Source organism: Serratia sp. Res13-Sevr-LER1-36-b, from assembly GCF_015673035.1.
Classification (GTDB): Bacteria; Pseudomonadota; Gammaproteobacteria; order Enterobacterales; family Enterobacteriaceae; genus Chania; species Chania fonticola_C.
In genome coordinates this window covers 264381-275985 of record NZ_JADACK010000017.1, presented here as the reverse complement: position 1 = coordinate 275985, position 11605 = coordinate 264381, and the positions used below count along the sequence as shown (strand labels likewise).

Here is an 11605-nt window from a genome sequence, read left to right as displayed (position 1 = left end):
ACGGATAATAACGGGAAAAATAATGACGCTGCTTAACCCTTACTTCGGCGAATTTGGCGGTCAGTACGTGCCGCAAATTTTGATGCCAGCCCTTAAACAACTGGAAGAGGCCTTCGTCAGCGCCCAGCGTGACCCAGAGTTCCAGGCAGAGTTTATCGATCTGCTGAAAAACTACGCGGGCCGCCCAACGGCACTGACGCTGTGCAAAAACCTGACTGCCGGTAGCAAAACCAAACTCTACCTGAAGCGTGAAGATCTGCTGCACGGCGGTGCCCATAAGACCAACCAGGTATTGGGCCAGGCGCTGCTCGCCAAACGCATGGGCAAAACCGAGATCATCGCGGAAACTGGCGCTGGCCAACACGGTGTGGCCTCTGCGCTGGCCTGCGCCCTGCTCGGTCTGAAGTGCCGTATCTACATGGGCGCCAAGGACATCGAACGCCAGTCACCGAACGTATTCCGTATGCGTCTGATGGGCGCAGAAGTGATCCCGGTGCACAGCGGCTCTTCCACGCTGAAAGATGCCTGTAACGAAGCGCTGCGCGACTGGTCTGGCTCTTACGAAAAGGCCCACTACATGCTGGGCACTGCCGCAGGCCCGCACCCGTTCCCGACCATCGTGCGTGAGTTCCAACGCATGATCGGCGAAGAAACCAAAGCTCAGGTGCTGGAGCGTGAAGGCCGTCTGCCGGATGCCGTATTGGCCTGCGTTGGCGGTGGTTCCAACGCCATCGGCATGTTTGCCGACTTTATCGATGAGGTCAGCGTTGGCCTGATCGGCGTTGAACCTGCCGGCCTGGGGATCGAAACCGGCCAGCATGGTGCGCCGCTGAAACACGGCAAAGTGGGGATCTACTTCGGTATGAAATCACCGATGATGCAAACCTCTGAAGGCCAGATCGAGGAGTCTTACTCGATTTCCGCCGGTTTGGACTTCCCTTCCGTTGGCCCGCAGCACGCCTATCTCAACAGCATCGGCCGCGCAGAATACGTGTCGATCACCGATGATGAAGCGCTGGAGGCTTTCAAGGAGCTTTCCCGCCACGAAGGGATTATCCCGGCGTTGGAGTCTTCCCATGCCCTCGCACACGCGCTGAAAATGATCCGTGAAGAGCCGCAGAAAGAACAGATCCTGGTAGTTAACCTGTCCGGCCGCGGCGACAAAGACATATTTACCGTTCACGACATTCTTAAAGCACGGGGAGAAATCTGATGGAACGTTATCAGCAACTGTTCAAGCGGTTGGAAAATAATAAAGAAGGCGCCTTCGTGCCGTTTGTCACCCTTGGCGACCCAAACCCGACGCTATCGTTACAGATTATTGATACGCTGGTGGAGAACGGTGCAGATGCCTTGGAGTTGGGGATCCCCTTCTCGGATCCGTTAGCCGATGGCCCAACCATTCAAAGTGCAGCGCTGCGTGCTTTCGCTTCTGGCGTTACGCCAACGCACTGTTTTGAAATGCTGGCGGCGATCCGTCAGAAACACCCTGATATTCCGATTGGCCTACTGATGTACGCCAACCTGGTGTTCCACGGCGGCATAGACGCATTTTATCAGCGCTGCGCGCAGGCCGGTGTAGATTCGGTGTTGATCGCGGACGTACCTTTCGAAGAGTCCGCGCCTTTCCGCGCGGCGGCAACTCGCCACGGTATTGCACCAATCTATATTTGCCCGCCAAATGCGGATGAAGATTTACTGCGTGAAATCTCGTCCCACGGCCGGGGCTACACTTACCTGCTGTCACGCGCCGGAGTAACCGGAACGGAAAGCCGGGCGCAGTTACCGCTGCACCATCTGGTCAATAAGCTGCGCGAATATCATGCGGCACCGCCGTTGCAAGGCTTTGGTATCTCTGAACCTTCACAGGTCAAGGATGCGTTGCAAGCCGGTGCCGCCGGGGCAATCTCTGGCTCGGCAATTGTTAAAATCATCGAACAAAATCAGGCGCAACCGGCAGAAATGCTGGCCAAGCTTGGCAAGTTTGTACGTGAAATGAAAGCCGCTACCCGCGTTTAATCTCCCCGCCCTCAATCACCGGATACTATGAAAGTATCCGGTGATAACACTTTGTTTACCCTCAATCTTGCCAAAGATATTTTCGCAAACAATTTGAACAAACCAGCAACCTGCCCCACAATCATATTTGCCGCTAAATATTCAGTGGTTCAGTGCATACGATTTCGTTAGCTGATTGAAATCAGCCTTTAATTTCAACAATAACATATGCAAGGAGAGTCATTTATGAAGCTATTTAAAACCCTTTCAGCGCTGTGCATGGCGGCTATTTTGGCTATGGCAGTTTCTGCCTGTGCTCCAACGGCAAAATCAGAAGGGACTGGCGGCTATATTGACGATACGGTCGTCACTACCAAAGTGAAGTCAGCACTGCTGGCGGATAAAACCATCAAATCCACCGAGATTAGCGTTGAAACCTTTAAGGGCCGGGTACAGTTGAGCGGTTTTGTCAGCTCCAGTGCCGATGCTAACCGTGCCATTCAGGTGACACGCGGCGTGGCAGGAGTTAAATCCGTCGAAAACGATATGCGCATTAAATAACTGAAGAGGGAGGCGCCGAACAGCGCCTCCTTTATTGCTGGCTTAGAAGCGGTAACCCGCACCAAACATAAACACCCACGGATCCAGACGCGTATCAACGCTCTGATGTTGATCGCCCGCGTCAAAGCGAACCTTGGTCTCGATATTCATCCACCAGACCGACATGTTCAGCATCCAGTGCTCATCCAGGTTGTAATCCAGACCTGCCTGCCCGGCAACACCCCAGGAATTTTTCAGATCCAAGTTGCTTAAACCTGCATCCTTACCGTTGTCGTTGAATTTCTCGTCGAAGAACATGGTGTAGTTCACACCAATACCCAGGTATGGGCGCAGCTTGTCCTGCTTTTCGCCAAAGTAATACTGCGCCATCAGCGTTGGTGGCAGTTGACGAACGGTTGCAATATTCCCGTTGACCGCTGGGCCACCCAGAGACACTTTATGGCGGAACGGTGTTGCAGCCAGTAATTCGACGCCGATATTGTCCGTCACCATATAGCCAAAAGTCAGACCCAACTGGGTGTTGTTATTGGCGTTGAAAGATCCTTGGCCTAAAACGTTGTCCGAACCTGCATTAGGACGAACTGTTGCAGTCCCTGCCCGGAACAGGAAATCACCCGCTTGATGCGCGCTTGCTACCATAGGAGCCATCAGAGCCCCTAACACCACCAGAGTTGTCTTTTTCATTATCCATTCCATTTGTGTGGTTTACAGTCCCGATGAATATACCTATTAACAGGTATTTATGATCCCATCGAGATCACATCTTAAGTGTAAAAATTTAAATTCCCACCAAAAACAAAGCCACCTAAGGTGTTAATAAATCGATAATTGATCTGAATCAATAAACGCCTTTTGTTGCAAATTTTATGCATGTTTACATTTCTGTTACCAAAAAAAGTTGCTAAAAAAAATGCCTCTGCGTAATTTCATCATTCCTGTTGGTTTTGGTTGGGCCGGTAAGGAGTCGGTGGCAATCAAGATGAGCGAAATTCAAAATCCCTGCACCAGCTGCGGCGCCTGCTGCGGTTATTTCCGAGTATCATTCTATTGGGCCGAAGCAGAAGATGGCGGCGGCGTGGTACCTATATCCTTGACTGAACCCTTGAGCCCCTTTCTGCGCTGTATGCAGGGGACCAACAGCAAGTCCCCGCGCTGCACCTCGCTGGTGGGTGTGATTGGTCAGGCGGTGTCCTGTTCGATCTACCCCAATCGCCCTAGTCCCTGCCGCGAATTCGATCAATCCGGGGAAAACGGCCTGCGCAATGAGGCCTGCGATCGAGCCCGTGAGCGCTACGGCCTGCCGCCCTTGCCGGTTCCCCTGCCATTATCATTGTCAGAGACCATAATCGCCCAAGAAATCAGCACAGTGCCATTCGCGGGGTGCCACAGCGGCGCGGAACAGGGTACAATCGCCCACTGATTTAACTACGTTCCCGACGCCAAGGAGTCTGCATGCCAAGCATGCCAATTACGGCCAACACGTTGTACCGAGACAGTTTTAACTTTTTCCGTAATCAGGTTGCCAGCATTGTGCTGTTGGCACTGCTGACCGCATTCATTTCTGTGCTGCTTAATCAGGCGTTTAGTCCCGATATCGAGCAGTTGAAGATCCTGACCGCGACGGAAAGTGATTTGGCCTCCAACGCCGGTGCCGGCATGGGGATCCAGGAAATTATTCAGCAAATGACGCCTGAACAGCAGATGGTGCTGTTGAAAGTGTCCGCCGCCGCCACGATTTCCGCTTTAGTGGGTAACGTGCTGCTGGTGGGGGGCATGCTGACGCTGATCCGCCTGGTTTCTGAAGGCCAGCGTACCAGTGCGCTGCGGGCTATCGGGATATCTGCCCCGCTATTGCCGCGTTTACTGTTGCTGCTGTTTGTCTGCACCTTGCTGACTCAGCTTGGCCTGACGCTGTTCGTCGTGCCCGGGGTAATCATGGCGATCTCGTTCTCGTTGGCCCCGGTGATTTCTGTGGCCGATGGGAAAGGCATGTTTGCCTCACTGAAGCTAAGCTGCAAGCTGGCCTTTGCCAACGCGCGGGTGATCGTACCGGCGATGATGCTGTGGTTGGCGGCCAAGCTGCTGGTGCTGTTTATGGTCAGTCATTTGTCTGTGTTGACGCCACACGTTGCCAGCATAGTGCTGACGGCTTTAAGCAATCTGGTTTCTGCCCTACTGCTGATTTATCTGTTCCGGCTGTATATGCTACTGCGTGACACAGCGCCCGCTTCTGGCGTGTCCCTGGATAAAAGATAAACAGGGTCTGTTGACGTTTAAGGGCACGCTTTTAGCGTGCCCTTTTTATTTACTGTGCCGTACCTGGTTCGGCCTGTTCCTTACTTTGTATCAGCTTGAGTGCCAGATAAAGGTCGGGCACCAGGATCAGATCCTTATCACGCCCCACCTGATTGATACGGAACCAGCGTGTTAACTCGGTGCGCCGCCCGGCCAGCACCAGTTTTACGTTACGCTGTAACAAATCACGTTTTAGCTCGTCAATGGCCGCCAGCACGCTGATATCTGCATGGGTAAAGCTGGCCACCGCATCAACCACCACCCAACGCGGCTGGAACGGCGTACTGTCGACCAGATTGAGGATGCGCCGTTTGAAGTAGGCCACGTTAAAATAGGTCAGCGGGGAGTTAAAGCGGTACATCATCACCCCCTGCACCGCCTTCACCCCGTTGTTGTTGCCCATTGAGTGGATCATGCCTTCCTCATTGACCCCCAGCAATTGCTCCGTAGGGCGGAACACGGTGCGGAGAAACTGCATCAGGCCAAGCAATACCGCCAAGCCAATGCCGCTGATCACCCCCACCAGCAGCACGCTGACGAAGGTGAAAGCCGCCAGCCTGAACGCCTGGGCATTGCGCTTGCGCAGGATCCAGATGCCGCGAATGTCGATCAACGACCAGGCTGCGTACATCAGCACCACGCCTAATCCGGCCACCGGAATAAATTGCAGCGGCGAAGTCAGGAACAGCAGCACAATGCCAATGACGATGGCGGCAATAATTGATACCAGCTGGCTCTTGCCGCCATTGGCATCGTTTACCGCCGTACGCGAATCGGCCCCGCTGATGGCAAACCCTTGCGACAGCGCGGAAACAATGTTTACCAGCCCCAGCGCACGGAACTCCGCATCAGCATTAACCTCGTAGCCATTTTTCGCCGCAAAGCTGCGCGCCGTGAGCATCATGCTGACAAAACTGACCACCGCCAGGTTGAGCGCCGGTATCACCATGTCACGCAGTAAGCCCGGCTGAAAATCCGGCCACTGGACGATAGGCAGCATGCCGCTGAAGCCCCCAACGGTAATAATACCGTGCTGCTGCAAATTACCCGCCCAGGTGATAAAGGCGACCAACACGATGGCGAACAACGGCGCAGGCCAGTTAGGCCGCAACTTTTTAACCCCCACCAGCATCGTCAGCGTAAGCAATGAAATGCCCATCGTCGGCCAATCGCTGTGCAGAATGTTGCCGGGCAAGGCATAAATACGTTCAATCAGCTGCGCCGGTGGCGTACCGAACCCCAGCACTTTACCGATCTGATCGACGATGATGGTGACCGCCACGCCGTTCAGCAATCCGCTGAGGATCGGGCGCGAAAGCAGGTCTGCCAAGGCCCCGAGCCGGAAGCGGCTGGCCAGCAAACACCACCCCCCCGTCATGGCGGTCATCATGATGGTGAGCTGCCAGTGCAGCTCCATACTTCCTGCTGCAAGCGGAGTCACCACGGCAGCAATCACCGCACAGGTTGCCGCATCCGGCCCGACAATCAACTGCCGCGACGAGCCAAAAATGGCATAGGCGATCATCGGTAAAATACAGGAGTAAAGCCCGACCACCGGGCTGACACCGGCCAATTCGGCATAGGCAATCGCCACCGGTAAAGCTACCGCTGCGACCGATAACCCCGCACGAATATCCGGTTTTAACCAACTGCGTTCATATCCTAACAAATGCGTCAAACCGGGCGTCCACGCCCGCAGAGACTTCCACTGCATAGCTATTTTCCATGGTAAATTATGCGGCTATTATTATGCTTAATATGCGTCGTACACCCTGCGCTTGCAAATAACCGACGGTAACAATCGTAAGTTTATGCAAATTCTGGTGTTTACAGCAGCAATCTACCGGACGAACACCGATAATCTGCCCTTTAGTGCGATACACAGAACGGGCCAAATCCGGTATAGTCGCCCGATGAACCTATGATGGATTGATTTATGAAGCAGTTTCTTGATTTTCTACCCCTGATTGTCTTTTTTGCCTTTTATAAGCTTTACGATATCTACGTCGCCTCGGGTGCCTTGATCGTCGCCACCGCCCTGGCACTGGTCTTTACCTGGCTGAAATATCGCAAGGTAGAGAAGATGACGCTGATCACCTTTGCTATGGTCGCCGTATTCGGCACCTTGACCCTGGTGTTTCACAACGACCTGTTTATCAAATGGAAGGTCACGGTCATCTACACCTTGTTTGCCCTGGCGCTGCTGATCAGCCAACTGATACTGAAAAAGCCGCTGATCCAACGCATGCTGGGTAAAGAGCTGACCCTGCCGGACAGCGTCTGGAACCACCTTAACATTGCCTGGGCCCTGTTCTTCCTGGCCTGCGGCTTGGCCAATATCTATGTGGCATTCTGGATGCCGCAGGACGTTTGGGTTAACTTCAAGGTATTTGGCCTGACCGTGCTGACGCTGGTCTTCACCCTGTTGAGCGGTATCTATATTTACCGTCATATGCCAGAAGAGCAGAAGAAATAATGACCGAACAACGACCTTTGCCTAGCGGTGAGCTGGTGCTGCGCACGCTGGCCATGCCGGCAGATACCAATGCCAACGGCGATATCTTTGGCGGCTGGCTGATGTCGCAAATGGACATCGGCGGCGCGATCCTGGCCAAAGAGATCGCCGAAGGGCGCGTGGTAACCGTGCGGGTAGACGGCATGACCTTTCTCAAACCGGTCGCGGTGGGTGACGTGGTGTGCTGCTATGCCAACTGTATCCGCAGTGGCCGCAGCTCGATTACCATCAATGTGGAAGTTTGGGTCAAGAAGGTGTCTTCTGCCCCAATCGGCCAGCGCTACCGTGCCACGGAAGCGGTCTTTACCTATGTAGCGGTAGATGACGGCGGTAGCCCTCGCGCCCTGCCAGACGGCAAGATGAACTTCCGCGTTGGCGAGTAAGCCTACGCCAGATAGCAAAAAGGTCGCAAACGCGACCTTTTTTATTGCTTACTCGACCGTCGAACCTTCCATTTTGAAGACGATGGTCTTCGTCAGGTTCTGCGCGGTTTTGGCTTCATAGCGCCATTTACGCATTGCCTGCTTCACCTCACGTTCGAACATATTACGTGGTTCCGCCGACAGAATACGCACGTTAGTCACCCGCCCGTCGCTATCAACATCGAACTGAACCTTGACCTTGCCTTCAATCTGCAACGCCAGGGCGCGCGGTGGATACATCGGCTTGCCGATGCTCAGAGCTTTCGGCCCCAACTCACGGGAAGTTCCCGGCGCGGGTGCTGATGGTGCCTGTTTAACCGGTGCCTTGTCGATCGGCTTGGCTTCGGATTGACTGTCAAACGGCGAGGGTTCACGCGGTTCGCTCTTCTTCACTTCACGCTTGACCGGCTTCTCTACCTTCGGCTTCGGTTTTGGCTTCGGCTTGGGTTTCTCCGGCTCCGGTTTAGGAATGGCTACCGGTACCGGCGGTGGCGGCTCGGGCTCCGGGATCGGTTCTGGTTCTGGCTCAGGTTCTACCTGCGGCTCCGGTTCCGCCGCTGCCGGCGGTGGCGGTTCTGCCAACGCGGTCATATTCACCATCATGACGCTGATAGGGGCATCTTCCTGCTTCGGCAACTCCAACACTTCGTTGACGGAAGCGTAGAGCAAGGCGGCCACCAGGGCACTGTGCAAACCAACGGAGAGGACAATTGGCACGGAAATTCGGCGAATAAGGAACATTTTGTTTAGCGGCATAATGATTCTGTTTCCTCTGGTGCGCCAAGTTTAAATGCAAATAGCAATCATATTCAATAACGAAAGACAAACTATCGCTTTAATCGGCATCATTAGGCGCTAAAACCAGCAAACTCATAGGGATATTAACGTTTAATTAGCCTTTTATTGAGCTTTGCATACGGATTGTTAACCAATATGTCCATTCACCCGTCAATCGCAGCACACACAACTATCCTCAGCTCGGTAATGAATTTTTATCTGGATTGGCATTCCCTTGTCACAGGTTTTGCGCTACTTTGTGATTACCGTTGTATGGCAATGATTTTAAAGGTGAAATATGCTTTATCTGATCTACGCACAAGACGTACCTGGCACGCTGGAACAGCGCATGGCCGTTCGCCCCGCCCATCTGGCTCGCCTGCAAGCGCTGCGTGATGAAGGCCGGTTGGTGGTCGCTGGCCCTAACCCGGCTATTGATAGCAACGATCCGGGCCAGGCTGGATTTACCGGTTCTACCGTGATCGCCGAGTTCCCTTCGCTGGAGGCGGCAAAATCCTGGGCTGCACAAGACCCGTACGTAGACGCTGGCGTATACGGCGAAGTCACGGTGAAACCGTTCAAGCAGGTATTTTAAGCAAAAAAAAGCCAGCACGGAGGTGGCTGGCTAAAAGTGGGTTCTTCGAGGGAATATCTTTATTCGCTAAACATACTCGCCGAGCGAGGTGACCGCCATCTATCACTGCAATAGGTCAACCATTGCGAGCCGTATCGGTAAGAACCCACTTTTGTAAATCGGCAAACATCGCCTCCCATTCCTGCTGAGTAATATCCATGAAGCCGAAGAAGCGCAGCATGAAGGCTCCCTCGGTAGCCAAGAAGGCCAGCCGCGCCTTTCTTCCCGCTTCGGTGGTCAGATCCAAACCTGCTATGCGGCTGCGATACCATTCTCGCGTACTGTCCAGATGTTCTGGCGTCTGAATTAACGTCGCCATCAACCCGGCAGCCTTGGCGCTGGAAGCCTGATCGGAACTGCGTGTAGCCTGCATATGCGCCTGGACGATGGTTAAAGGGTCCGGATCGCTGCCCGCAATATCGTCAAAAACCTGCTCATAAACCTTGCCCCAACGGTCAAACATCGCATCGATGAGCGCATCTTTGCTACCAAAGCAATATTGCACGCCCCCCTTGGAGATCCCCATGGCTTTAGCCACCGAATCGATGGTTAACCCTGCCGCACCTTGGGTCGCCACAATCTCTTCTGCGGTATCCAGCACCTTGTCACGATCGATACTTCGTTGACGCCCCATTGAGAAAGCCCCTTTTCAATACGTACGTATGGATTTATATTATAGCAGTATACCACCGGTGCTACCGGGTGGTTACCGTAAGGTGACGCAGCCGCGTCATCGGTTTACTAGGATACTCTTTATGCACGCCCAAAACCGCTGGCTGATCCTGGCAATGATCTCCAGTGCGCTATTTTTAATCATTACCGATATGACGGTGCTTTACACTGCGTTGCCGCGCCTGACCCAGTCATTGGATGCCACAGCCTCACAAAAACTGTGGATCGTTAACGCCTACCCGTTGGTGGTTGCTGGCCTGCTGCCCGGCGCTGGCATGTTAAGCGACCGTCTTGGCCACAAGAAAATGTTTATCGCCGGTTTGCCGGTCTTTGCCTTGGCCTCACTGTGCGCGGCGTTCTCACCCAGTGCCGAACTGCTGATTGCGTCACGGGCTTTCCTGGCCATCGGAGCCGCGATGATGATGCCGGCCACGCTATCCATCGTGCGCCACGTCTTTACCGATGAGCGTGAACGTGCGCTAGCGATTGGCATCTGGGCCGCTGTGGCTTCCGGTGCCGCCGCGCTTGGCCCGGTGGTAGGCGGCGTTCTGCTGTCCTATTTCTGGTGGGGCTCGGTATTTCTGATCAACGTGCCGGTGGTGATGCTGGTCCTGCCGCTGGCGGTCTATCTGATCCCTCGTTGCGGTGGAGACAGTCAACGCCCCTGCGACTTTATTAGCTCGCTACAGATCATGTTCGGCCTGGTGGCGTCGATCTATGCGCTGAAAGAGCTGAGCAAACCCGCGTTCTCCCTGAGTGACTTCGCCATTGCGGCAGCGCTCGGTACGCTGTTCCTGACCCTGTTTGTCCGCCGTCAGCAACGGGCGCAATACCCCATGATCGATTTTTCACTGTTCCGTAATCGCCTGTTTGCCAGCGGTGTCGGTGTAGCGATCGTTTCAATGATCGCGCTGATCGGGGTCGAACTGGTGTTAAGCCAACGGTTACAGTTGGTGCTAGGCATGACGCCGCTGCTGGCCGCATTGTTTATTCTACCCATTCCAGTAGCCTCTGCTCTGGCTGGCCCGTTGGCCGGGGCCTTACTACCGCGTTACGGCGAACGCTCCATGTTGGTGGGCGGCTTTATTCTCACCGCCTTAGGCATTGCGGGTGTCGCCCTGTGGTATCAAGGCAACGTCATTATGCAGTTGGTCTGCCTGTTTGTGGTGGGCTTTGGCCTCGGTGGTGCCATCACCGCCGCCTCAACGGCTATTATGCTCAACGCCCCAGAAGACAAGGCGGGCATGGTCGCCGCCATTGAAGATGTCTCGTGGGAGTTGGGTGGCGTGTTAGGCGTCACGCTGTTGGGCGGGTTGATGACGGCGGTCTATAGCCACAGCCTGGTATTGCCTGCCAATCTTCCAGCAGGCGATCTCGCTTATGACAGCATTGATGAGGCGTTACGGTTAGCCGGAAATATGGGCGCGGACAGCGCAGAAAGGCTGATCCAGCTGGCTAGAGGTGCCTTTGATCAGGCCTTTATTGCCGTACTGATCGCCGCCGCATTGCTCACCAGCCTGAGCGCCGGTGTGCTAAAATTTGCTTTGCGCAAAAGAGCGCAGGTGTAATTTAATCGATGAGGTTAAGTGGGCGCAGCAGCGCCCCTACCCGACTAGCCAATTGATGAATTTAAGCAACTTGAAAGACGACGGGTAAATTGGTTTGAGCGATTGAATTGATGCTTAGTAGCAACTTTAACCTTATGATAGATCCGGTTAACCTGTTTTGTAT

13 protein-coding genes are annotated in these 11605 nt (G+C 54.1%); 9 read left to right on the top strand and 4 right to left on the bottom strand.

Annotated elements, in window-relative coordinates:
• The first annotated feature begins 22 nt into the window (after positions 1-22).
• The 3 genes from trpB to IMQ33_RS11285 all read left to right on the top strand — a co-directional run bounded on the left by trpB (position 23) and on the right by IMQ33_RS11285 (position 2559).
• The gene (trpB, locus tag IMQ33_RS11295) at positions 23-1213 is read left to right on the top strand and encodes a tryptophan synthase subunit beta (protein ID WP_024529253.1); all 1191 of its coding nucleotides are present in this window, start codon (positions 23-25) and stop codon (positions 1211-1213) included.
• A complete protein-coding gene (gene trpA, locus IMQ33_RS11290; RefSeq protein ID WP_024529252.1) occupies positions 1213-2019 on the top strand; it encodes a tryptophan synthase subunit alpha in 807 nt (268 codons plus the stop codon). The genes trpB and trpA overlap by 1 nt, the downstream gene beginning before the upstream one ends.
• Positions 2020-2244: 225 nt before the next feature.
• Positions 2245-2559, top strand: a complete 315-nt coding sequence (locus IMQ33_RS11285; protein ID WP_024529251.1) for a BON domain-containing protein — start codon at positions 2245-2247, stop codon at positions 2557-2559.
• A gap of 42 nt (positions 2560-2601) precedes the next feature.
• Here IMQ33_RS11285 and ompW read toward each other — a convergent pair whose 3' ends face one another.
• Positions 2602-3243, bottom strand: a complete 642-nt coding sequence (ompW, locus tag IMQ33_RS11280; RefSeq protein WP_098930951.1) for an outer membrane protein OmpW — start codon at positions 3241-3243, stop codon at positions 2602-2604.
• A 295-nt stretch (positions 3244-3538) separates the two neighbouring features.
• Here ompW and IMQ33_RS11275 point away from each other — a divergent pair, with 295 nt between their 5' ends.
• The gene (locus tag IMQ33_RS11275) at positions 3539-3979 is read left to right on the top strand and encodes a YkgJ family cysteine cluster protein (protein WP_186528877.1); all 441 of its coding nucleotides are present in this window, start codon (positions 3539-3541) and stop codon (positions 3977-3979) included.
• A 41-nt stretch (positions 3980-4020) separates the two neighbouring features.
• Positions 4021-4815 carry a YciC family protein gene (locus IMQ33_RS11270; protein ID WP_024529248.1) on the top strand — a complete coding sequence of 265 codons (795 nt, stop codon included), beginning with the start codon at positions 4021-4023 and terminating at the stop codon, positions 4813-4815.
• A gap of 49 nt (positions 4816-4864) precedes the next feature.
• Here the strand turns inward: IMQ33_RS11270 and IMQ33_RS11265 are convergent, their stop codons facing one another.
• A complete protein-coding gene (locus IMQ33_RS11265; RefSeq protein ID WP_024529247.1) occupies positions 4865-6568 on the bottom strand; it encodes a SulP family inorganic anion transporter in 1704 nt (567 codons plus the stop codon).
• 222 nt (positions 6569-6790) lie between these two features.
• Between IMQ33_RS11265 and IMQ33_RS11260 the strand changes: the two genes are divergently transcribed.
• Positions 6791-7330: a septation protein A gene (locus IMQ33_RS11260; RefSeq protein WP_021181242.1), complete on the top strand. Its 540-nt coding sequence runs from the start codon at positions 6791-6793 to the stop codon at positions 7328-7330.
• A complete protein-coding gene (gene yciA, locus IMQ33_RS11255; RefSeq protein ID WP_021181241.1) occupies positions 7330-7752 on the top strand; it encodes an acyl-CoA thioester hydrolase YciA in 423 nt (140 codons plus the stop codon). Before IMQ33_RS11260 ends, yciA begins: the two co-directional genes overlap by 1 nt.
• 48 nt (positions 7753-7800) lie before the next feature.
• On the opposite strand, the gene tonB is transcribed toward yciA, so the two are convergent.
• Positions 7801-8547, bottom strand: coding sequence for a TonB system transport protein TonB (gene tonB, locus IMQ33_RS11250; RefSeq protein ID WP_186580426.1), 747 nt, complete (start codon positions 8545-8547; stop codon positions 7801-7803).
• A gap of 319 nt (positions 8548-8866) precedes the next feature.
• Here tonB and IMQ33_RS11245 point away from each other — a divergent pair, with 319 nt between their 5' ends.
• Positions 8867-9163 (top strand): YciI family protein, encoded by a 297-nt coding sequence (locus IMQ33_RS11245; protein ID WP_021806591.1) that lies wholly within the window; start codon positions 8867-8869, stop codon positions 9161-9163.
• Between the two features lie 115 nt (positions 9164-9278).
• Here the strand turns inward: IMQ33_RS11245 and IMQ33_RS11240 are convergent, their stop codons facing one another.
• Entirely contained in the window at positions 9279-9836 is a 558-nt protein-coding gene (locus tag IMQ33_RS11240; protein ID WP_065685693.1) for a TetR/AcrR family transcriptional regulator, read from the bottom strand.
• 121 nt (positions 9837-9957) lie between these two features.
• Between IMQ33_RS11240 and IMQ33_RS11235 the strand changes: the two genes are divergently transcribed.
• Positions 9958-11442: an MFS transporter gene (locus IMQ33_RS11235; protein WP_196062438.1), complete on the top strand. Its 1485-nt coding sequence runs from the start codon at positions 9958-9960 to the stop codon at positions 11440-11442.
• The last annotated feature ends 163 nt before the right edge of the window (positions 11443-11605 follow it).